This window comes from Actinoplanes sp. CA-131856 (assembly GCF_050956135.1).
Classification (GTDB): domain Bacteria; phylum Actinomycetota; class Actinomycetes; order Mycobacteriales; family Micromonosporaceae; genus Actinoplanes.
In genome coordinates, this window is sequence record NZ_CP191849.1 from 10,599,972 (window position 1) to 10,622,051 (window position 22,080).

Here is a 22,080-nt window from a genome sequence, read left to right on the forward strand (position 1 = left end):
GTCCTTCCTGTTTCAGGGGAGCCACCACGCGGTGGTGCTGGCGGGGACGGTGCCGGCGGCGGTGGCGCCGCTGGACAGGTGGGGTACCGACGGCAGCGGGGCGGGCACCGGCGCGTCGGTGAGGTTAGCGACGCAGGTGAAACCGTCGCCGCGGGTGAACGCGATCACGCCGGCCGGGCTGGGCAGCCACTGCACCGGTTGCTCGCCGAGAAGGTGTTTGCGGCGCAGGCGCAGGGCTTTCTGGTACAGGTGCCAGCCGGAGGCCGGGTCGTCGCGCAGCGTCTCGACGGTGTGCGCGGCAAACGATGGCGGCTGGGGAAGCCAGGTGTCGGCGGTGGTCGAGAAGCCGAACGGCGCGGCGTTGCCGGACCAGGGCAGGGGGATGCGGCAGCCGTCGCGGCCGAGGCGCACACCGCCGGTGCGGTAGAAGATCGGGTCGGTGCGCCGGTCGTCGGGCAGGTCGGTGACCTCGGGCAGATCGAGCTCGTCGCCCTGGTAGAGGTAGGCCGAGCCGGGCAGCGCAAGGGCGAGCAGCATCGCCGCCCGGGCCCGGTCGGCGCTGCCGTAGCGGGTGACGATCCGGGTGTTGTCGTGGTTGCCCAGCGCCCACGTCACCGTGGTGCCGGATGCTTCCGCGGTGTGCAGCCCGGCCTGGATGAGGCGGGCGAAGGCGGCGCCGTCGTAGGGGGCGTCGAGCAGGTCGAAGAAGAAGCCCTGGTGCATCTCGCCGGGTCGTACATAGTCGGGCAGGCTGGGCCGCGACATGCCGGTGATCTCGCCGACCAGAACCCGGTCGACGCCGTCGCGTTCGGTGTAGGTGTCGCACAGCGCGCGCCAGGACCGGTACACGTCGTGGACCTCGGGCCGGTTCCAAGCCAGCGGGTTGGCGGCGTCACCGACGCGTTCCTCTTCGTACGGGTCGTCGGTGTCGGGCAGGTCGGGGTGTTTGAACAGGCCGTGGGCGGCGTCGATACGGAACCCGTCGACGCCGCGGTCGAGCCAGAACCGCAGGACGCCCTCGAACATGGTGGCGGTGCCGGGGTGGCGCCAATTCAGGTCGGGCTGTTCAGGGGTGAACATGTGCAGGTACCACTGGCCGTCGTCGACCTGCTGCCAGACCGGGCCGCCGAACATCGAGCGCCAGTTGTTCGGCGGCTCGGTGCCGCCGTTACGCCCGTCGGCGAAATGGAAGCGGTCGCGGGCGGGGCTGCCGGGCCCGTCGGTGAGAGCCTGCTGGAACAGCGGGTGCGCGATGGAGCAGTGATTGGGGACGATGTCGATGATCACCCGGATGCCGAGGGCGTGCGCGTCGGCGACCAGCGCGTCGAAGTCGTCCAGGGTGCCGTAGGCCGGTTCGACGCCGCAGTAGTCGGCGACGTCATAACCGTGATCGTGCTGCGGTGACGGATAGAACGGGTTGAGCCAGATGCCGTCGACGCCGAGATCGGCCAGGTACGGCAGGGCCGAGCGGACGCCGGGCAGGTCGCCGATGCCGTCGCCGTTGCTGTCGCGGAAGCTGCGGACGTAGATCTGGTAGATGACGGCGTCACGCCACCACTGCTGGAGCACGATGAATACCTCGTTTTGGAGCGAAGGAGAAGGGCCGGCCTGCCGGTGCGCTACTTGACGGCGCCCTGGAGGATTCCCTTGATGAAGTGCCGCTGGAAGAACAGGTAGAGCAGCACAATCGGGACGATGATGATCAGCGTTCCGGCCGACAGCAGCGGGATGTTCTTGCCGAACTGCTGGACGAACTTGCCGAGCCCGGACGGGGCGGTGCGCATCGCCGGGTCCTGGATGAGGATCAGGGCGAGCAGGAAATGGTTCCAGGCCCACATGAAATACAGCAGCGCCAGGGTGGTCAGCGCGGGCCTGGCGGTCGGCAGCAGCACGCGGCGCAGAATCTGGTTACTGGAGGCGCCGTCGATCTCGGCGGCTTCGGTGAGCTCCGGTGGCAGCGATTCGAAGTGGCTGCGCATCCAGAACACGCCGAACGGCATGAACGCGCCGATCAGCGGCAGGATCACCGCCCAGTAGGTGTTGAGGAGCCCGACCGAGCGCAGGTCGTAGTAGAGCGGGATGACGATCGACTCGTACGGCAGCACCAGACCGAGCATGAGCAGCGCGAACAGCGGGCCCTTGCCGAGTAGCCGGGCCGAGGACAGGCCGTACCCGGCCAGGGTCGCCAGCACGACCGCGACCGGTACGACACCGCAGGCGATGATCAGGCTGGACTTGAGCAGCGAGCCGAAACCGGCGGTGGTCCAGGCGTCGGCGAAGTTGCCCCACTGCGGATCCGACGGCCACGACAGCGACGGGGCGAGGGTGTCCTGCGGTTGCAGTGACGCCGAGATGATCACCAGGAACGGAACGAGGACCGAGGCAGCGCCGGCCAGCAGGGCGAGCCGGGTGAGGTGGCGGGTCATGGCTTCTCCCTGCCGAGGCGGTTGAGCAGGACCATCACCGCGCAGGTGAGCACCGACAGCACGACCGCGAGGGCGCAGGCGGTGCCGACCCGGCCGGCGGTGAAGGTGAGCTTGTAGATGGCGACGCCGGGGACCATGGTGGCGTCGCCGGGTCCGCCGTTGGTCATGACGTAGACCAGGTCGAAGCTGGTCAGCGCGGTGATCACGGTGAGGGTGGCGGCCACGAGGATCTCGCGGCGCAGTCCGGGCACGGTGATGTGCCAGAACTCGCGGACCGGTCCGCTGCCGTCGAGGCGGGCGGCCTCGTACAGCGATGGGTCGATCTTGCCGATGCCCGAGAGCAGCAGCAGGAAGCACAGTCCGGTGCTGACCCAGGTGCCGACCAGGCCGACCGCCGGGAATGCCCAGGTGAAGTCGCCGAGCCAGGCGGTGGTGAGGTCGCCGAGGCCGACCGCGGACAGCAGGTCGTTGAACGGCCCGTCACCGTCGAAGATCCATTTCCAGACGACGCCGACCGCGACCAGCGGCAGGATCTGCGGCAGGAACAGCACGGTGCGCACGAACGGCATCGCTTTCCACGGCGTGGAGGCCACGAGCGCGGCCAGCACGAGACCGGCGCCGATCGGGATGACCGAGTAGAAGACGATCAGGCCGAACGCGTGCAGCAGGGCCGAGCGCAGCTCCGGGTCGGAGAGGACCTCGCGGTAGTTGTCCAGGCCGGCCCACTCGGCGACGCCGATGCCGTTCCACTCCCAGAACGAGATCCACAGGCTGTGCAGCCACGGGAAGATCACGAATGTGGCGTAGAAGAGCAGGGCGGGTAGCACGTACAGCAGCGGGGTGAGCCGGCCCTTGCGGGCGGCCCGGCCCCGCGCCGTCGCGCCCGGCGTGCCGGTCGCGACGGTACGGGTGAGGATGGCTGTGTCAGCCATGGGTCTTGGTCCAGTCGTCCTGCACGGCGGTGATGAACGCGTCGGCGCTGGTCTTACCGCCGATGAGCTGCTGGGTCTGCGACACCAGGGTGTCGTTCATGGTGGCGGTGACGTTGTTGTTGTAGCCGGCGAGGCCGTCGTCCTTGCCGACCTGACCCCAGGCTTTGACGATCTCCTCGCTGACGGTGCCGGGCGGGGCCACCACGGTGGAGACGTCGGAGGGCAGCTGCCCGATCTTGAAGGACTCCTTGACCGCGGCCGGGTCGCGCAGGAAGTCCAGGAACGCCGCGGCCGCCTGCTGGTTCTTGCTCTTGGCGGAGATGGCGTAGGCGATCGACGAGCCGATCGCGGTGGCCTTGGTCTCGGTGAACGGGAAGAACCCGGCGTCGGCCTTCAGGTTGTCGCCGATCTTGGTGGAGTCCCAGGTGCCGTCGACGAAGAAGACGCCTTGGCCCTTGGTGAACCGGTCGACCGCACCCTGCAGGTCGACGCCGTTGGCGTCGGCCGGGATGTAGCCCTTCGCCGCCCAGCTCGAAAGCTCCTCAAGGCCCTTGCGGTTGCCGGCGGTGTCGAAGCTGGTGCCGGGTTTGCCGTACTGCCACTGCCCGTAGGCGGCCGGCCCGTCGGTGGCCTGGCCGACGAGCTGCAGCGGGAACGAGGCGTGCCCTTCCTTGTTGCCCAGCTGCAGCGGCAGCTCGCCGGCGGCCTTCGCTGTCGCCAGCGCGGCGTCGAAGTCGGCGACCGAGGTGATCGGCACCTTGATGCCGAGCTTGGCGACCTTGGCCTTGTTGTAGTAGACGCCGACGAAGCTGAACCCGGACGGCGCCGCGTACAGGTCCCCGCCACCGAGAGTGGCGCCGTTGGGTTCGACCCGCCACTGCGCCAGCTGCGACGCGGCATACGCCTTGTCCCAGCCGTACGCCTTGGCATAGCCGTCCAGGCCGATGACCAGCTTGTCCTTGACCGTGGTGCCGACGAAGTTGAGCAGCGCGATGTCGGGCGACTGATCGGAGGACAGCGTCAGGTTGAGGCTCTTGTTGTAGTCGTCGAAGTTGGTCTCCGAGTACTTGACCTTGACGTTCGGGTACTTCGCCTCGAACGCGGCGATGATCGGCTTCATCGCCGCCCCGGACTCCGGCGTAGAGATCAGCGACAACGCCACGTCACCCGCCGGTACCCCGGTCTTGATCTCCGTGCTGGTCGCGGCGTCATCGGCACTGTCGGCGCCCGGCGCGCAGGCGGCCACGGCCAGGGCCACGGCCGTCAGACCGGCCACCATCTTGATCGTTCTCATGAAGGACTCCCCTTGCAGGTGTGTTACCGAGGTATCGCAAGAAAGTTTCGTTCGATATCGTCATGAGAAGCTGAGGATCCGTCAAGAGGGGTGGTCAAGATTCCGGAAGCACTGCCAGGCGGCGACCAGAGCGCACTGCGCAACCAGAACAAACGGCGCGTACTGCGCGAGCTGTACGAAGGGCACCCGCTGACGATCAGCGGTGCCGCGAACGTCACCGGTCTGTCCCGGCCCACCGCGCAGGCCATCCTGACCTCGCTGGCCGAAGACGGCCTGATCGTGCCCGACGGCTTCGACCAGATCCGCACCGGCGGCCGACCGGCCCAGCGCTACCGGTTCGACGCCGACGCTGGACGGCTCGGCGGCATCGACATCGGCGCCCACGCGATCGCCGCGCGCGTCACCAACCTCGAAGGCACGGTCCTCGGCGCCGCCAAGCGCACCATCGACACGAAGCTGTCGCGCGCCGCGCGGATCGACGCGGCCGCCGCCCTGCTGCGCGACGTCGCAGGCGACGGATCTCCGATCTGGGCCGTCGGGGTCGGCACCCCCGGTGTCGTCGACGCCAAAGGGGTGCTGCAGCTCAACGTCGCGTTGCACGACTGGTCCGAGGTCAGCCTCGCCGAGGAACTCACCGAACGCCTCGGCTGCCCGGTCCAGGCCGCCAAGGAGACCAACCTCGCCGCGCTCGGCGAACACCGCACCGGAGCCGCGCAAGGCGTCGCCGATGTGCTCTACGTCCACGCCGGTTACCGCATCGGCGCCGGCATCCTGGTCGACGGCAAACCCTTCACCGGCGGCAAGGGCTGGGCCGGCGAGATCGGCCGCCACCCCGCGCTGGGCTGGGGCACCGCCCCGGAACAACTGCATGCCGACCTCGGCCTGGATCCCGCACGCGACGCCACCGCGGAGATCTTTGCCCGGGCCGGCAACGGCGACCCGGACGCCCGCCAAGCCGTCGACACCTTCGCCAAGACCCTGGCCAGCGGTGCCGGCGCGGCCGTTCTCGCCCTGGACCCGCAGATGATCGTCCTCGGCGGCGGCGTCGCCCGCGCCGGGAACGCCATCCTGACACCGCTACGCCGCCACCTGCAGGATGTCTGTTACAACGTTCCGGAGATCACCCTCTCCGCGCTCGGCGAGGACGCTGTCACCATCGGCGCGATCGAGATCGCCCGTGACCACCTCCGCGACACCTTGTTCGCACAGACCGCGTAAAACTCCGGCGATCAAACGGCTCCAGTCCCTTTGCCGGGCATGAACACCTCACTTTCCGGTCCTCTCCGGGTCTGGGTTGTGCCGGCCTGCTCAGCGCACGCAGCGGACGAGGGCGGTGTCGTAGGTCCGGTAGGTGGTGATGCCGTCGTTGTATCCGAGCAGCCAGTGATTCTGCGGACGCGGTGCTGCGGTCGTCGATGACCAGTACCTGCCCGTGTTCGGGGTGTCGGGAAATGCCGTGACGTCGATGGCGGGCGAGACCCGGGTCTCGTCGACGGTGCTCTCCAGCTCCTTGAGGGTGGGCAGGCGCCAGGTGTGCCCGCCCAGGCCGAGGCCGGCGCAGTAGTCAGCGGCTCGGCCGGCAGGCAAGGGCCCGGAGCCGGCCCGCTGCCAGGTCAGGCCGGTTGCCGGGTCGGTCACCTGCGCCTGCGTGATGCGGTAGGCCGGTCGGCCGCCGCCGGCCGGGGATCGGACACAGCGCACGTTGTACTGGCCGTCGCGGTCGGCGGCGTTGCTGGTCAGTCCCTCGTAGAAGTTGACGATCCACGCCTTGTTCGCCCCTACCGCCCACGGCGATGACGTCCAGAAGTAGCGCGGGGGCGTGTCCGGGAAGGCGGTCTCGGTGATGGCCGGGCTGGTCTGGGCGTAGTTCACGATCGACAGCAACTCCATCCGGCTCGGCAGATGCCAGCCGACACCGTCGAGTTTCAGCCCGGCGCAGTAAGACGTGGCCGCGGGCTGCTGATCGTCGAACGCCAACGAACGACAGCCGGCTATACCGTTGTCGAAGGCGAACCCAAAACCGCCGCCGGGCGCCGGGCCGTCGCCCTGGACAAGCACACCGTCGCGATCCTGCGGGCGCATCGCAGCCGCCAGCTCGCCCACCGCGACAAACGGCACGGCAACAACCAGGTCTGGGTCGACTCCGGCTACGTCTTCACCCGCAAGGATGGCGAACCGATCAACCCGACTTACGCCACCACTCGATTCCGGAAACTCACCGACCGCGCCGGCCTACCCCCGGTCCGGCTCCACGACCTGCGCCACGGCGCCGCCTCCCTCGCGCACGAAGCCGGCGCGGACCTCAAGACACTCCAGGATCTGCTCGGGCACTCCAGCATCGTGGTCACCGCCGACACCTACACCAGTGTCCTGCCCGATTCCCAGCGCCGCTGTGCCGACGCCACCGCCGCATTGGTACTGGCCGCAGCCCGGCACACCCGCAAACGCATCAAGGAAAAGGCGGCGAGGAACCGGCCCGAAGGGCGCGCCGAAAAAGAAACACCTTCGGCGAAACGGCCCACCCACAAGAAGCGGACCCGCAGGTCACGTAGCCGCCGCAACCCGTTCCGTCACGGAAAGTGACGGCACCCATGAGTCACCCACACGCCCCCCAACCTCCACAAAGGCCGGACAGCAAGAAGGGCCTGACCCGCGTTTTCGCAGTTCAGACCCATCTAAATCTTGTGCGCCCGAAGGGACTCGAACCCCTAACCTTCTGATCCGTAGGTTGTTCCGAAGACGTTTCCGCATTTCAGAGGCCTTCTGAGTTTGCGCAGGTCCCGGCCGAGTGCTTCTCGGAGGCGCCGGCCTCGCCTTCGGTATTAATTCGGCCGTGCTGGTTTAGCCACGCTCGTACTGAAACGGCCGCCGGCATCCGATCACCCACCGATCACCACGTTCCATGATCACTGTGCGTAAGGGTGTGCGCAACAGTGCAGGTCAGGGCGAAGTACCCGGACCAACGTGACCGACCGCTACCGCTGTAGGCAACCGCAGAGGTGACAGGCGATCACCAGACGGATCAACATCGTCGGCTTCCGCCATCCAGGGGTGTCTGGGCCGTTGAGAGCAGCGCTGGTCGAGGGATCCTCGTTCGTGAATGGGCGGTCGAAGGCCACGTGCCGGACCCTCGTCGAGGGGCCCGGCGCCGCTGCCATAGCGGCTGGTGACTAACCGATCGCCGCGTTGCCGGCCTGGTCGTGTTGCCCGTCTGGGCCGGCACACGAACGATGGCGTGACTGCGCGCGATGTTCAAGTGCGGTCATAGGGAGGCTCGGTCCGCCAACGCGGGCCGCGCTACCGCAACGCGGCAGGGCATCTGAGTCGTAGTTCTTCCCCCAATGCTCGCCTGGGCCGGCAACGGGGACCGATGGAGGACGGAGATATCCATCCGCAGCCATGCGAACGACCGGCGCCGCCGTCGCCATAGAAAGGAGAGTTTGATCAATAGAACTCGCGCCTATCGCACCGACAGCGCGGGAAGGCTTAAGGTGGCCCGTCGTGGCCGGCGAGACGACTGGCAGCGACACGCTAACGATTGAACCTACCGGCGGCGGTACGGGCGAAGTCGCCAGCTCGTCCGCGAAGATCATCATCACCCGGTGACATAGCCGGGTCATCGGAGGCCTGAGTGAGGTTTTCCCTGGTCGACCCCGGGTCCAGGTATCAAAGCGCACCTCCGGGTGAGGCGCTTCTGGTTATCGACTGGTGGAACGACTACCACTTCGTCACGCAATTCCAGCTGATCGTCTTCGACACGGCGGGCGAGCGCCACGAGATCGGCGAGGTCAAGATCGGGCGGATCGGGCTCCGGACAGAGGAGAAGATGCCGGAGTTGTTGGCGCGTCAGTTTGATGGCCTCGACGAGGACTTCTTCTCCCTTGGCCAGGACGACACGTATTACGAGAAGCTCGAGGGTCTCGGCGTCCGGGTCGAGGTACTGACTGCCTTGCGAGACTTGGCGTACGACTCCGGCCTGCTGGAACGGGCCCAGTCCGAGCAGGTCACCAAGACTTCGCTACTACGGAACATCACCTTGGAGGTGGTCCGGGGCCAGTTCCGAGGCATCGCTCGCGGCGGCGCCCGGATCACCCCATATCAGTTCGAGTATCGCCCAGCCGTCCGGCACTGGGATGAGGTCGCGTGGTCGAGGGGCCTCGACTTCGAGATCATCATCAATCGCAGGCCGCCTACCAACGTGCACGTGCTAATCGGCCGGAACAACGTCGGAAAGTCGCACCTGCTCCGCAACCTGGTCAGCGCCGTCTGCGACCGTCGCGCGACAGAGGCGGACGTCGGCTCGGTGGTCCATCGCGACCAGCCGGGCCCGTCAGGGTTCCTCGGCGTCGTCGCCGTCTCCTTCAGCGTGTTCGACCGCTTCGTCGCTATCCCCGAGGCTGACCGGCTCATCCCTTACACGCATGTCGGAGCCCACGAGCCGCTCGACTACGACACCGATGACGAGGCGACGGCCAGGCCGCTTCGTCGCGGCGAACTGGCGGAACGGTTCGCGGAGAGCCTCGAAGCCTGCCTGACCGGGCGTGCCGCCGACCGGTGGGCGAAGGCGATCTCGACACTGCGGTACTCCGGATCCGGGTTCTTGGAGGATGACACCTGGGTGCCGCGGTTTCTCGAGGCGGCCGCAGACGGGCGCCGGGAGATGGCCAAGGAGCTCTTCAAGAGCCTTAGCTCGGGACACGCGATCGTTCTGCTGACCATCACCAGCCTGGTGGAAAAGGTCAGTGAACGGACCCTCGTACTCGTCGACGAGCCCGAGTCGCACCTGCATCCGCCGCTGCTCGCGGCGATGATGCGAGCCCTGTCCGACCTGCTGGTCGACCGCAACGGTGTCGCCGTCGTCGCCACCCACTCGCCCGTTGTACTGCAGGAGGTGCCCGCCTCCTGCGTCTGGATGATCCGCCGGCACGACACGGTCGTCACGCCCGAGCGGCCGGCCATGGAGACGTTCGGTGAGAACGTCGGCACGCTGACACACGAGGTGTTCGCGCTCGAGGTGACCGATTCCGGCTATCACCGGCTGATCCGCGAGGCAGTCCGCGCTGGCCTGGACTATCAGGGCGTCCTGGACCATTTCCACAGGCAGTTGGGCAACGAGGCAAGGACCATCGCGCGGACCCTGATCGCGATACGCGACCGGGGCGGAGAAGTGTGATGTGGAAAGTTCCGCGCCCGTCCTTCGACGCCAAGGACGTCTTCATCACGTGTGCCGGATCCATCCGCGATCCGGAGATCCGCATGCGGCTGGTGGTACTGGACACCGGCGTCGCCTTCGCCGCTTGGGTTTTCGCCAACGCTGCTCCCCGGGCCCAGCTGCATACTCTTGGACTCCTTAGGAAGCGTCCGGAGGGTGAGGAGGATCAGGCTGCGCTCAAGACGGCCTATACCACCGGGATGGTGCGAAATAAGGCGGGTCGCCGCTTCTACGACCGCCTGATGGATGCGGCGGTACACCAGCGCTGCCCGCTGTGCGGGCATGGCCGCGTCTCGACGCTCGACCATCAGCTGCCGAAATCGTCTTATCCACTCCTCGCGGTCGTACCCGACAATCTTGTCCCCGCCTGCTCCGATTGCAATCATCGGAAGAACAGCGTCGCCCCGGTCAGCAGCGAGACGCAGACGTTGCATCCCTACTTCGACGATGCTGACCATGCCCGGTGGCTCTTCGCGGAGGTGGAGCACGGAGAGGAGACCACAGTGCGATTTTACGCCGATCCGGTCGCCGCGTTCGACCCGACGATGCAGGCCCGCATCCGGTACCACTTCGAGCAGTTCCAGCTGGCGACGCTGTACGGTGTTCTGGCGGCCCAGGAACTCGCCGGCATTCGCTCGCAGATCTCCAGACTGCGCAAGGCCGCCGGCCCGGAAGCCGTCGCCGACGAGTTGCGCGGCCGGGCGGAGAGCCGGGCCGAGTATTCGTTGAACTGCTGGCAGAGCGCCCTGTACGAGGCGCTGGCGGCCGACCCGGTTTATCTCGCGGACGGCTGACCTGTCCAGCCCGACGGGCCCGGAGCTCGTCAGCGCGGCCATCTTGATGATCCCTGCCTGCATCGCCGGCCTCACGTGAATATCACCGCTATGTCGTTCATGCGCACCGCGGTAAAGCACGCTTCAGGATTACTGCGGGGTGGCAAGTTCCGCCGCGATCACGTCGGCGTTGGCGGTAGCGGGTGCGAGAGTGACGTCGTCGGTCTGCATGTGAATGGTGATGGTGTCGAGGCCGTCTCCGGTCAGGGCGGCGCGGGCGCTCTGGACGATTGCGAGCGCTGCCGTGACGGTGCCGACGAAGGCTGCGCCGACGGCGGTTCCGGCAAGTTCGACGGAGCCGCACTGGTCGCGGCGTTCGAGGTCGGCGAGCGCTGCCGTGGCCGGCCGATGTTGCCGGGGGACGTTGAAGCGCGCTGCGGGGGCATCTACTGGTGCGCGCTTGGTGTTGTAGCCAGACGTCGTACGCCTACAGCGCGGCGTCGCTGTTGCCGAGCCCAGTGCCAACGTATCGCCAGAACCTTGAGGGCCCCAAAACAAGGACAGGTCTGCACGTCCTGACACCCTGACTGGTAGCGCTTGGCCGCGATCGTCGAGGATCGCTACATGATTCTCCGGCGCGGGCAGAGCATGCGACACGCAATCGATGTACTGCAGGAGCGCATCAGACAGGGCGAGAACGCCAGCAACGTGGTCCGGATGCACCAACTGTTATCTCACTACGTCTCATGGGTTCGTGAGTCGGAAATTCAGTTGCGGCAGGTGTTCGCCGACACCGAGGTGGTGGACAAGTTGTTCACACCAAGGCATTGGCACCTTCGCGCGAACGGCGTCGCCGAAGACCTCGCGATCGGCCCCGGCGTCTTTCACGACGAGTTCGATGCGCAGCGCCGGATGTTGCAGGAGGTCGTCGATAACCTCTCCGGCTTCCTGGAACTGGCCGACCGGCCAGGGAAGGTCTGTGTTCTCGATACCAACACGATCATGCACTGGCGCCCATTCAACGAGGTGACTTGGCCGCAGGAGATCGGTGTGAAGCAGGTTCGGCTCATGATTCCATTGCTGGTCCTCGACGAACTCGACGAGAAGACCTACTCGGGCAACAAGCAGCTGGCAGGACGCGCCGAGAAGCGCCTGATACTGCTCGACCAGCATCTGGAAGCCGCCGTCAAGGGAGCGTCTGCGGTCCGCGAGGGCGTGACCGTAGAGATCCTCCGTGACCCTGCTGACCACCGCCGCAACCCGGACGCCGACTACGAGATCCTCAATCGTGCTGAGTTCGTCCAGCAGGTGTGCGACGACGCCGTCCGCGTTGTCTCAGGCGACCGCGGCATGCGGGTGCGCGGCATGAGCAGGGACATCCTCGTGCAGCCCCTGTCAGCGAAGTGGCGGCTTGCGCTCAGCGAGGATAACGCCGCTACAACGGCCCCGAAACAGAGCCATCAACCTGTCGCTCCGTGACCACATAGCATGTAGACGGCAGATTCAGTCAGTGGAAGCATGTGACTCTACGAGTTCGGTGAATATCTCGGAGGGTTTCTTCCAGTCGAAGATTTTACGTGGCCGGTCGTTGATTTCGGCGGCGACCCGGGCGAGGTAGTCGGGGCTGGACGTGATCGGGACGCCTTTCGGGAAGTACTCCCGCACGATCCGGTTCAGGTTTTCGTTGCTGCCACGCTGCCAGGGACTGTGCGGGTGAGCGAAGAAGACCGGCAGGCCGGTGGCCGTGATCGCCGCGTGGCGGGCCATTTCGGCGCCGCAGTCCCAGGTCAGCGAGCGGCGGATCTGTGCCGGGAGGCTGCCGGTGGCGGCGATGACGGCTTCGGTGACGCTCAGCGAGTCCCGGCCGGTGAGCGGGACCAGGATCAGGAACCGGGAGCTGCGTTCTACCAGCGTGGCGACGGCGGTCTTGCCGTTCTTACCGATGACAAGATCGCCCTCCCAATGTCCGGGCACGGCCCGGCCTTCGACCTCGGCGGGACGTTCGTCGAGGTAGCGGGGCTCGCGGATACGCGGTGCCGGCTCGGGTCGCGGCCCGGAGCGGCGGGCCGGGCGGCCGGTCCGCAGCCGGATCAACTCCTTTGCGAGCGTGGAGACAGGCTGGGCGTAGACCCACTGGTAGATGGCTTCGTGCGACACCCGCACAGCGTGATCGTCAGGTACGAGGTCGGGCAAGCGACCCGCGATCGAGGCCGGCGACCATCCGGCCCGCAGCCGCTCGATCACGACTGTCCGTAACCGCTGGGAGCGCTCGACCGCGAGGAGTTTCGGCCGGGTCCGGGCCGTCGCGGCGGCCGTGTCCGCGGCCACCGCCCGGTAGCCGGCCCGGCCGCCGTGCCGCGCGACCTCCCGCGACACGATCGACGGGTTCCGGCCGAGCCGCATGCCGATTTCCTTATACAGCAAGCCTTCCGCGAGTCCGCGGGAGATCTCTTCACGGTCGGCCGTCGTCAGCATTACACGCACGGCGGGCATCCTGTCCCACCGAACCACCAAGATCAAATGCTACGACCGACTGAATCTGCCGACGTGAGTGCACTCAGCAACTTCGTTCACTCCTTCGGAGCGGCCCGACGACTCCTCGAGCGCGCCCACCAGAGAGGCAGCCTGATTGAGGGCATCGTCCTGTATGTGTCCTCAATCGATGGCTTTCTGCGCATCGCGATCGTATTGGATAAGCAGCTCGCGGGCGATCCGCGCGGCGAGATCGACTCGTACATTCAACAAGTGCCTGGCGGTGCTCGCTTCACCGAACGGGCTATCTTCACCGAAGCTCATCGACGTGGCCTGATCGACGACGAGCTCAAAGCCGAGATCGTGGACCTGTACGAGCAGCGCAACGCAATCATCCACCGCTTCTTTCTGACCCAACTCACCTACCTGCAGCTTGGACCACTGCTCGACCGATACGAGTTGGCCTACGAACGCTGTGCTGCAGTCGTAGCTGTTCTCGAACAACGCCAGGTCGACGAGGGGAAAGGCATGACCGAGGAAGGGCCGCCCCCGGATTCCGAAGAGTTGGAGCAGGCGATCCGGACGAAGCTAGGGTGGCGACTGCCGCAATAGATTGGTTCAAGGGGCACTGCCCGGCCGCCGCGGCGGCCGCCAACCGGCATGTTCCGGCTGAGAGCAGTGCTATGAGCTCCTGGGAGGGCCAGGATCCTTCCGCCGCGCGGGCTACGCCCAATTGCGGCGCGCTCCGGGAGGTTTTTCCTGGCGCGCCGGCGGAGGCACCGGCTTCCGGATGGGGCGGGACAGCGCGAGCGCGCCGCCGGTCAGAGCACCTTTGGCACAACAAGGCCTGCCGCGTTCGTCTCCTACGGCGTCGACGGCGGCGTACGCGACGTCGAAACCCTGCGCCCGGTTGTCGGCGCCCTACAGATCAGTGATCGCGAGCGTTGCTGTGACGGCGCCGACGAACGCTGCACCGGCGGCGGTTCCGGCACGCTCGACGGATCCGCACTGGTCGCGGCTCGAGGTCGGCGAGCGCGGCTGTGGCCGGCCGACGTTGCCAGGGGATGTCGTTCTTCCAGCCGTTCACCTGGTCGCTGGGAGTCTGTACAGGAATCGAATGGACCCAGCCACACCGTGCTGAGAAACTCCGACTCATGCCTCCTGCACGCCGGAACCACACCGTGCCTCAGCTATGGCTCAATGCCTTTGCCGTGAGGGGACAATTGACTGCCCGCAACCGTGCGGGCAAGGAGCACCTCACTGGTGTCAGAGATGCGACGGTAGTGGCTCATTTCTACCGTGACGAGTCTCCTGCCGCTTTCGATCCGCAGGCCGTCGAAACGTTTCTGGCCAACCAGGTCGAGGACCCGGCCACTGGAGTGGTTCAAGACCTCGTCGGCGGGCGACTCCCGGTGACCGAAGACGCCGTGGACGCCCTCAAGAGGCTGATCGCTTTCCAGCTCGTCCGTACCCCAGCTTTTCGCAGCGTCGACCGGCAGATCGCAGAGCACTTGTGGCCGATCATGTGGGCATTTGAAGTCATCGACAGGTTCAACCAGCGCCGCGCAACTCCGCTGACGGGTGCCGCTCTTCGCTAGGTGTTCGAGAAGGCTCGCCGGGACGCGCCGGATCGGCCTGCCGATCCGGACGAGTCCCGCGTTCGACTACGTCTGATGTTGCAGACGGCGGGAAGGTTGGAGAGCTTCCTGAAGCAACGCCGCCTCGTTCTGGCGTCCAGCTCGCACCGCATGTTGCTGGTCGGCGACTCTCCAGCCGTGCTGTGGCATCCGAATGGACGTCCGCAGGGCTGGACGGGGGTGCTTCCCGAAGACGCGGAGCTCCTGTTGCCGGTGGCACCGAATCGCTTGCTTATCGCGACCAAGCACGGCGAAAACACGGACGTGCCACTGACGAGGGAACTGGCGAACATAACCAACGAGGGCCAGGTGGCTCAGTGTTTCTTCGCTGCCTACCGGCATCCCGACATGGACTGGCCGTCAAACGTGCGCCTGAGCGGGCAACCGCCCGAAATCGCAGCACCTCGGATAACGTTCGCCCCTGGTTCCGGTGAGTTGACCTTTCCCGCCCAGTTCGCGCCTGCTGCCGACCCCAAACTGCGGCAGCTGATAGAGGATCTTGGGGGTATGGACGTCGTTCAGTAAGCCTCGGTAACCGGGGCCTTCGGTCGGAGAAGAACCCGTTTGCAAGTCGCGTCGGCGAGAGTGACGATGAGACGCTCGCACGGCGACATCGCCGTGTCACGAACCCGTTCAACGGCAGGGCGTATGACCGGCTACTCACGATGGCGACACTCAGACGATGAGCTTCCACCCACCTGGCTTGATCGGCTGGTCGCTGCGTACCCCGAGATGGAACGGGACGCTCAGGATTGGTGGAGGGCAACTTCGCCGGAGCCGATGGTGGGCAGCCGCCATCACACCGTCCCCCGCTTCTACCTTGAGCGATTCGCGAAGGACGGCCAGTTGTGTGTAAGGGACCGAGTCACCGGTGACGCTCGGATGAGCCCGACCACGAAGACCGGGGTCATCAAGGACTTCTACACCTTCATCAACCTCGACGGTGAGAAAGACGGCCGACTCGAACGCATCCTCGGCGTGATCGAAGACGGCGCCAAGGACCTCTTCGATCGCCTGCTGAGCCCTTTCAACCATCCCCGGCCGCTCGCCACGCAGGAGTCGATGCATCTTGGGTTCTTCCTGGCGTTTCAGCTGCAGCGGACTCCGCAGCATCGGCGAATGCTCGAGTTGCTCGGCGACTTCCTGGCGAAGACCCAGCATGCGCACGTGCCCGGCATTGACCAAGTCCGGGTGGTGCCCGAGCCGAACCTCCACCTCGAGCAGATGACCAAGATGGTGCCCAGGCTCAGTGAGTTGTTCTTCGACAGGCCTGCCCTGCTCGTAACGCTCGACCAGCCCTTGCTCATCACCTGCGACGAACCCATCGTCCTCGTCACCGACGGATCAAGCCACATCAAGCACACAGCAGCCTGTTCCAAGACAGGCAAGCAGCGCAAGAAGGCGGCGCGAAAGCCAAGCCGAAACCGCCTGCGCAACGCCGACGTCATGCACGTCTACCCGACGCGACCTCCGGCCGGCGCCGCCGTCGAGGTCGCATTGCCGTTGAGCCCTCGAACCTTGCTAGTCCTCGGGCCACCCGGGACTGTCGGACCGCTCGTCTGTGGACTGGCAGGGGAAGAGGCCCACGCCTACGCAGACAACGTGAACGCGCGTCTGATCGACCAGGCCTACGGATGGGTCGCCGCGCACCCCGACCACCCGACGTTCCGATCACTTGAGTTCCCGCCGCCCGGTCCGCTTGTGCAGGCGTGCGACGGCGGCACCAAGTTCTCCCGGGATCTCGACGAAGCGCCGAACCCGCGCCGCCCCGAGCTGCTCGGCCGAGGCTGGCAATAGATAAACGCCGATCTCGGGCCGACCAATACGCGAAATAGGTGCACGTTTCACATGTAATCGCCTCGGTCACGGCCGGTGCCGGAGACCGGCTAAGGCTTTCCTGGGCTTGGCTCGAAGTCGGGGACTGTCGCCGGCTCTCGTTCGAGATCAACAGGACGGCCGAGGGCATCTACGCCGTCGTCGAGCTTCAGGCGGCTACTTGGTCGTGATGGGTTTGCGCATTGCGGGTGTGCGGTGCCGTGCGAGCTTTCGTAGGGCCATAACGGAGGACTTGTACGCGATGAAACCGATTAGAGCCGTCGCCACAGTCATAACGAGCAAGGACAGCGGGCGCCAGGCCGTCGCGTGTTCGCCGGCCAGCCAGTGGATCGTGTAGGTGCCGCTGGCGGCGATGGTGAAGGTCAGGGCCCAGAAGCCGTGGGCGAACGGCTGGCGCAGGTAGTTCGGGGTCAGGAAGAGTTGTACCAGCAGCAGCGGGACCATGGTGCCGAGCAGGAGCAGGTCGATGGTGTCGAGGGTGCCGCCGTTGATGGCGTACCAGGCGTTGCCGGCGACGGCCGGTGGGGCCGAGAAGATGGCCATGGTGGGCAGCAGCGGGCCGGGCAGGGCCGGGCGCAGGGCCAGGCGGCCCAGCAGCAGGGCGCCGATCAGGAACCAGAAGAGGATGCCGACGCCGAAGGCGCCGACCGCTATCGCGTGCCAGTCGGCCAGGGCGGCCGATTGGGCGCCGATCAGTGAGGCGGCGACGGTCGGGAGCAGGTAGCCGGCGTGCAGGGTGTCGATGTCGAGGCCGCCGCTGAGCAGGTGGGCCACGAACCAGCCGGCGAAGATCGTGGCCAGGACCAGCATGACGGCGATGACGATCCGGCCGCCGGTGAGCCAGGTGCTGGTCAGGCGGCCGCCGATCAGCAGGCCGGTGGTCGGCACGAGCGCGGCGAACGGTCCCAGGATCGGGTGCCGCAGGTCGGCCGGCGAGGCCTTCACGAAGTAGCGGGCCAGCAACGTCAGCCAGACGACGAGAACCGCCCACCAGAGGGCGTCGCCCACGAAGTCGGGCACGAGGCCGGCGGCGGCCGCGGCTGTCCAGGTGCCGGCCAGCCCGGCGAGCCCGAAGGCGATACCGAAGAGGTTAAGTGGCATCGGGGTCCTCCATTGCGACGGGCTCGCCGGATAGGTCAGCCGAGCGATTGGGCGAGGAACTCGCGCAGGAGCGGCGTCACGGTGGGCAGTGCGCTTTCCAGCAGGAAGTGGCCGCCGTCGAGGAGGTGCACCTGGGCGCTGGGCAGGTCGTCGCGGAAGGCGTGGGCGCCGTCCGGGCCGAAGATCGGATCGTCCTTGCCCCATACGGCGAGCAGGGGCACCTGGCTGTCTCGGAAGTGTTTGTGCAGTGTGGGGTAGAGCGGCGGGTTGGTGGCGTAGTCGCGGAACAGCGCCAACTGGATCAGGTCGTTGCCGGGTCGCGCCAGCAGCGCGTAGTCGTGTCGCCAGGTGTCGGGGTCGACGAGCGTGACGTCCGGTACGCCGGTCAGGTACTGCCAGCGGGTGGCGTCCTGGGTCAGGAAGGCGCGGACGGCGGTGTCCTGGTCGGGTGAGCGCTGGTAGTCCCAGATCGTCTTCCAGAACGACTCGACGAATCCGCTTTGGTAGGCGTTGCCGTTCTGGCTGATGATCGCGCGGACCGCGGTCGGGTTGCGCAGGGCCAGCCGCCATCCGATGGGGGCCCCGTAGTCCTGCACGTACATGGCGTACTGCCGGACGCCGAGGTGGGACAGCAGGTCCTCGGTGAGGTCGGTGAGTGCGTCGAAGGTGTAGTCGAACTCGTTTGCCGCTGGGGCGTCGGAGTTGCCGAAGCCGAGGTGGTCGGGGGCGATGACGTGCCAGCGGTCGGCGAGCAGTGGGATCAGGTTGCGGAACATGAAGGAGCTGGTCGGGAAGCCGTGCAGCAGGACGATGGTGGGTGCGTCGGCGGGTCCGGCTTCGCGGTAGAAGAGTTGATGTCCGTGGATGGTCGCGTACCGGTAGTGGATCATCGGGAGGTCGCCCAGGTGAGGGCACGGTCGGCGATTTCTTCCCAGCCGGCTTCGCTGACGGTGTAGTGCGACCGTTCGGGATATTCGAGGTATTCGGTGACCGCCGGGGATTTCTCGTAGTGGCCGGCGACTTCGCGGGTGACCGAGGCGGGTACGACGTGGTCCTGGCCGCCGCCGATGATCAGCAGTGGGGCCCGGTCGGGGTTGCGGAAGTCGAGGCGCATCGCCGAGTGGGGGTTGAAGTTCGCGAGTCCGGCTTCGAACAACACGTGCCCGGGGCCGGGTACGGCGTACTGGTCGTACGCGGCGCTGGCTTCGTTCTCGTCGAGCAGGTTGGTGAACGAGAAGTGGAACTGTTCGGGCGTGAGCATCACCGCGCGGTGGTAGTTACCGGGGTTGCCCAGCACCGGGAAGCCGGATCGCAGCGTGGCCAGCGGGAGCCGTACGACTCCTTTGACCGCCGCCGGGTGGATGGCCACTCCGGCCGCACCCAGCCCTCGGTCGAGCAGTAGTTCGGTGAAGGCGCCGCCGAAGGAGTGCCCCATGATGATCGGTGGGGTGTCGAGCTCACGGATGAGTGCTTCGTAGTGGTCGAGGATCTGGGCGATCTCCAGGCGGGCGTACGGGTCGGTGTCGGCTCGCAGGGTCTCGACGTCGGCCTCCATCCCGGGCCAGGCCGGCGCGATGACGCGGTAGCCGCGGTCGGTGTAGCGGGCGATCCAGTGTTCCCAGCTCAGCGGTGAGAGCCAGAGCCCGTGGATGAGGACGATGGTGTCCGGCGATGACATGCTGTCTCCTGGTGGGTTCGAATCGAACGCCACCAAGGTCTCGCCGTCGGCTCACGCCGACATCCCGTGATGATGCGATATCAGGTCTGGTCGTGGCGCAGCGCGATGCGGGCCAGCTCGACGCGGCTTGTCACGCCGAGCTTGGCGAACGCGTGCCGGACGTGGGTGTTCACCGTGTGCGGCGAGACGTAGAGCTTCTCCGCGGCAGCACGGTTGGAGGCTCCGGCGGCCACGAGCCTGACGACTGCCAGCTCGGTGGGCGTGAGACTGTCCCATCCGGTTGCGGGCCGTTTGCTGGTCGCTGTTTTCGGTCGTACGCCTGAGGATTGCACGCGCCGGACGTCGTTCTCGGCGCCGCATGCGGCGTAGGCCGCTTCGGCCCGTTCCAGTTCGCCGGCCTGTTCCCAGGCGGCAGCGCGGACCAGCGGCCGGGTCTGGTAGCGGTCGGCAGCTTCGAGCAGGAGTGCTCGGTCGGCGTCGAACAGTCCCCGGGCGTGCTTCGCCGCCGCGGTCAGCAGCCCGATGTCCGGGTTCCGCTCGGCGCGGCGCTCGGCGTGGGCGACCGCCTTCGCCGCCCTGTCCCGGAACCCGGCCTGCAGCGTGAGCGCGACGTAGGCCGGCTCGTCGGTGGGTTCGATGGGGCTCAGCAGCGGACTCACCGGCCGGTCGAACTCGGCCTCGGCGGTGGCTTCGACATCGCCGAGCTGGGCCGCGAGCCAGGCGCCGACGCGGCGTACCAGCGGCGCCTCGTCGGCGCGCATCCGGTTCGCGTAGGTCGTCCCGCGTTCCCGCAGGTGTGGATCCCCTGTATGAACGGCTACGCGTCCGAGCACGTAGTGGGCGGTGACTTCGGCGAAGTTGCCGGGGCCGAGGTCGTCGGACATCGCGAGGACCGCTTCGGCCTCGGCGAGGGCTTCGTCGAGGCGGCCGGCGCCGAGCAGCAGCCGGCAGCGGGTCATGCTCCAGAGCCGCAGCAGCATCGGCTGGCCGCTGCGGTCGGCGCGGTGTACGCCGTCGTCGGCCTGGGCGAGGGCCTCCTGCGAACGGCCGACGATGTCGCGCAGGCAGGCCTGCCAGATCTCGGGACTCCAGAACGTGCTGGCAGGCGCTGGGATCCGTACCGCCCGGTCGGCCAGTCGTAGCGCCTCGGCGAAGTCGCCGTGATAGTTGCGGACGATCGACTCGACGTTGATCAGGGTGGCTTTGGCGGCCGGATCGGCCGCCACGGTTTCGCGTGCCGCGGGTAGCAGTGCGTCGGCGCTCTCGGTCTCCCCGGCCAGCACGAGGCTGAAAGTCTGGATCGCCAGCAGCGGAGCCCGAAGCGCGCCGGGAAGGGCAAGGCCCTTCTCGGCCTGCCGGATCGCCTCGGTGAACGACAGTTGCAGCGCCGCACCGGCCAGACCCAGCCGGATCTGCTGCTCCACATCGGGTGGGACGTCGGCGCCGAGTGCGGTGTCGGCCAGCAGGAAGGCCTCGCGAGGTGCACCGGCCCGGTTGAGCAGCGGGACGGCATCCGCCACGATCAAGGCGCGTTCCGGTGCGTGCGGCGGGCAGAGGTCCACCGCTCGCACGCTCATCTGGGCTGCGGTCGCCGGGGCGCTCGCGGCCAGTTCGGCTGTAGCGCGACGCAGGAGGGCGACCGCTTCGAGGTCGCCGGGCAGCGCGGTTTCGGCGAGCATCGCGGCGACCTGGGAAACCGGCATGCCGCGCTTGAGCTGGCGGTTGACCGCCTGCCGGCGCAGCGTGCGGCGCAACGACGGCGGCACCTCCGACTCGATGGCCTCCCGTACCAGGTCATGGCGGAACGTAAGTCCAGAGTCATCCTCGGTGAGCAGGTCGGCGGCGAGTGCCTCCTGGATAGCGGGTAGCAGCGCGACCACCGGCAGGCCGATCAGGTCGGCGAGCTCCTCCGGTGCGACGTGCCGGGCCAGCACCGAGGCGACCTGGACCACCTCGCGGGTCGTGTCGCCGACGGAGGCGATCCGCCGCAGGATCGAGCGCCGGAACCGCGTTGGCAGGTGCTGGCCGGTCAGCCGGGCGACGCCGTCGATGATGTCGACGGCGGCTTCCTCGCGCAGGCCGTGCAACAGCTCGTGCAGCAGGAGCGGCCGGCCTTCGGCGCCGCGCACCAGCTCGGCGAGCGGTTCGTCGAGGGGGGCGCCGAGCTGGTCGGTAGCCATGGCGAGGGCTGCGGTGTCGTCCAGCGGGGCCAGCTCGATCGTGCGGGCCCCGTTGTCCTCGAGCGTGGCCAGGACGGCCCGGACGTCCGCGTCGGCGACCTCGGTGCGGGTGGCGAGCAACCACAGCACCGGCCGGCCGGCCTCGCGCGCCGGAATGGTCCGCAGAGCGAGCAGGGTTCCCGGGTCACACCACTGCAGGTCGTCCACGACGACGACCATCGGCTGGTCGCCGAGCGCTTCCTGCAGGCGGCTGAGCACGTAGTAGCGGCGGTCGTCGTCACCGGCGGCCTCGGGCAGCGCGTCCAGCAGCGGCGCGAACGGGACCGAGCGCCGGTCCGGCTCGCCGGCCGCGCGGCGTACCGGAAAGCCGGTGCTTCGAACTGCTTCGGCGAGCAGCCGCGTCTTGCCGACCCCGGGCACGCCCTTGACGAGCACGACCTGACCCTGCCCGTCGGCCAGGCGGCGGATCGCCGCGCGCAGCAGGCCGAGTTCGGTGTCGCGCCCGCGTAGCGGTGTCAGCGGATCTCGCTCGTTCACGT

Annotated in this window: 20 protein-coding genes; 9 read left to right on the forward strand and 11 right to left on the reverse strand. The window is 67.4% G+C overall.

The features are described 5' to 3' along the window. Positions 1-12: 12 nt before the first annotated feature. From ACQP2X_RS48790 to ACQP2X_RS48805, 4 genes are read right to left on the reverse strand one after another with little or no spacing between them, the layout of a single operon-like run. Complete coding sequence (locus tag ACQP2X_RS48790) at positions 13-1,569, reverse strand: glycoside hydrolase family 13 protein (RefSeq protein WP_498693206.1); 1,557 nt, start codon at positions 1,567-1,569, stop codon at positions 13-15. Between the two features lie 50 nt (positions 1,570-1,619). Further along, complete coding sequence (locus tag ACQP2X_RS48795; RefSeq protein WP_498693208.1) at positions 1,620-2,426, reverse strand: carbohydrate ABC transporter permease; 807 nt, start codon at positions 2,424-2,426, stop codon at positions 1,620-1,622. Beyond that, positions 2,423-3,358: a carbohydrate ABC transporter permease gene (locus ACQP2X_RS48800; RefSeq protein ID WP_498693211.1), complete on the reverse strand. Its 936-nt coding sequence runs from the start codon at positions 3,356-3,358 to the stop codon at positions 2,423-2,425. The genes ACQP2X_RS48795 and ACQP2X_RS48800 overlap by 4 nt, the downstream gene beginning before the upstream one ends. Beyond that, positions 3,351-4,652, reverse strand: a complete 1,302-nt coding sequence (locus ACQP2X_RS48805; RefSeq protein ID WP_498693214.1) for an ABC transporter substrate-binding protein — start codon at positions 4,650-4,652, stop codon at positions 3,351-3,353. The genes ACQP2X_RS48800 and ACQP2X_RS48805 overlap by 8 nt, the downstream gene beginning before the upstream one ends. A gap of 90 nt (positions 4,653-4,742) precedes the next feature. Here ACQP2X_RS48805 and ACQP2X_RS48810 point away from each other — a divergent pair, with 90 nt between their 5' ends. After that, positions 4,743-5,870 (forward strand): ROK family protein, encoded by a 1,128-nt coding sequence (locus ACQP2X_RS48810; protein WP_498693216.1) that lies wholly within the window; start codon positions 4,743-4,745, stop codon positions 5,868-5,870. A gap of 90 nt (positions 5,871-5,960) precedes the next feature. Here ACQP2X_RS48810 and ACQP2X_RS48815 read toward each other — a convergent pair whose 3' ends face one another. After that, entirely contained in the window at positions 5,961-6,629 is a 669-nt protein-coding gene (locus ACQP2X_RS48815; protein ID WP_498693218.1) for an Lcl C-terminal domain-containing protein, read from the reverse strand. Between ACQP2X_RS48815 and ACQP2X_RS48820 the strand changes: the two genes are divergently transcribed. The 3 genes from ACQP2X_RS48820 (at position 6,555) to ACQP2X_RS48830 (ending at position 10,658) form a co-directional block, all read left to right on the forward strand. Next, complete coding sequence (locus ACQP2X_RS48820; RefSeq protein WP_498693220.1) at positions 6,555-7,235, forward strand: site-specific integrase; 681 nt, start codon at positions 6,555-6,557, stop codon at positions 7,233-7,235. The genes ACQP2X_RS48815 and ACQP2X_RS48820 overlap by 75 nt on opposite strands. Positions 7,236-8,283: 1,048 nt before the next feature. Next, on the forward strand, positions 8,284-9,825 hold the full coding sequence (locus ACQP2X_RS48825) for an AAA family ATPase (RefSeq protein WP_498693222.1): 1,542 nt from the start codon (positions 8,284-8,286) through the stop codon (positions 9,823-9,825). Continuing rightward, entirely contained in the window at positions 9,825-10,658 is an 834-nt protein-coding gene (locus ACQP2X_RS48830) for an HNH endonuclease (protein WP_498693224.1), read from the forward strand. Before ACQP2X_RS48825 ends, ACQP2X_RS48830 begins: the two co-directional genes overlap by 1 nt. A 129-nt stretch (positions 10,659-10,787) precedes the next feature. On the opposite strand, the gene ACQP2X_RS48835 is transcribed toward ACQP2X_RS48830, so the two are convergent. Then, positions 10,788-11,162 (reverse strand): hypothetical protein, encoded by a 375-nt coding sequence (locus ACQP2X_RS48835; protein ID WP_498693227.1) that lies wholly within the window; start codon positions 11,160-11,162, stop codon positions 10,788-10,790. Between the two features lie 72 nt (positions 11,163-11,234). On the opposite strand from ACQP2X_RS48835, the gene ACQP2X_RS48840 reads away from it, so the two are divergent. After that, the gene (locus ACQP2X_RS48840; RefSeq protein WP_498693229.1) at positions 11,235-12,116 is read left to right on the forward strand and encodes a PIN domain-containing protein; all 882 of its coding nucleotides are present in this window, start codon (positions 11,235-11,237) and stop codon (positions 12,114-12,116) included. A 24-nt stretch (positions 12,117-12,140) separates the two neighbouring features. On the opposite strand, the gene ACQP2X_RS48845 is transcribed toward ACQP2X_RS48840, so the two are convergent. Then, a complete protein-coding gene (locus ACQP2X_RS48845) occupies positions 12,141-13,112 on the reverse strand; it encodes an IS30 family transposase (protein WP_498689603.1) in 972 nt (323 codons plus the stop codon). A 72-nt stretch (positions 13,113-13,184) separates the two neighbouring features. Between ACQP2X_RS48845 and ACQP2X_RS48850 the strand changes: the two genes are divergently transcribed. From ACQP2X_RS48850 to ACQP2X_RS48865, 4 genes are all read left to right on the forward strand, one after another. Beyond that, complete coding sequence (locus ACQP2X_RS48850) at positions 13,185-13,721, forward strand: hypothetical protein (protein WP_498693232.1); 537 nt, start codon at positions 13,185-13,187, stop codon at positions 13,719-13,721. Between the two features lie 542 nt (positions 13,722-14,263). Then, the gene (locus ACQP2X_RS48855) at positions 14,264-14,707 is read left to right on the forward strand and encodes a DUF4238 domain-containing protein (protein WP_498693235.1); all 444 of its coding nucleotides are present in this window, start codon (positions 14,264-14,266) and stop codon (positions 14,705-14,707) included. Further along, positions 14,708-15,271 carry a hypothetical protein gene (locus ACQP2X_RS48860; RefSeq protein ID WP_498693238.1) on the forward strand — a complete coding sequence of 188 codons (564 nt, stop codon included), beginning with the start codon at positions 14,708-14,710 and terminating at the stop codon, positions 15,269-15,271. Between the two features lie 255 nt (positions 15,272-15,526). Further along, positions 15,527-16,543: a DUF4238 domain-containing protein gene (locus ACQP2X_RS48865; RefSeq protein ID WP_498701311.1), complete on the forward strand. Its 1,017-nt coding sequence runs from the start codon at positions 15,527-15,529 to the stop codon at positions 16,541-16,543. A 195-nt stretch (positions 16,544-16,738) separates the two neighbouring features. Here ACQP2X_RS48865 and ACQP2X_RS48870 read toward each other — a convergent pair whose 3' ends face one another. The 4 genes from ACQP2X_RS48870 to ACQP2X_RS48885 form a co-directional block, all read right to left on the reverse strand. Further along, positions 16,739-17,683, reverse strand: coding sequence for an SLAC1 family transporter (locus tag ACQP2X_RS48870; protein WP_498693239.1), 945 nt, complete (start codon positions 17,681-17,683; stop codon positions 16,739-16,741). Between the two features lie 35 nt (positions 17,684-17,718). Further along, positions 17,719-18,573, reverse strand: coding sequence for an alpha/beta fold hydrolase (locus ACQP2X_RS48875; RefSeq protein ID WP_498693241.1), 855 nt, complete (start codon positions 18,571-18,573; stop codon positions 17,719-17,721). Beyond that, a complete protein-coding gene (locus ACQP2X_RS48880) occupies positions 18,570-19,361 on the reverse strand; it encodes an alpha/beta hydrolase (protein WP_498693243.1) in 792 nt (263 codons plus the stop codon). The genes ACQP2X_RS48875 and ACQP2X_RS48880 overlap by 4 nt, the downstream gene beginning before the upstream one ends. 80 nt (positions 19,362-19,441) lie before the next feature. Continuing rightward, on the reverse strand, positions 19,442-22,078 hold the full coding sequence (locus ACQP2X_RS48885; protein ID WP_498693245.1) for a LuxR C-terminal-related transcriptional regulator: 2,637 nt from the start codon (positions 22,076-22,078) through the stop codon (positions 19,442-19,444). Between the last annotated feature and the right edge of the window lie 2 nt (positions 22,079-22,080).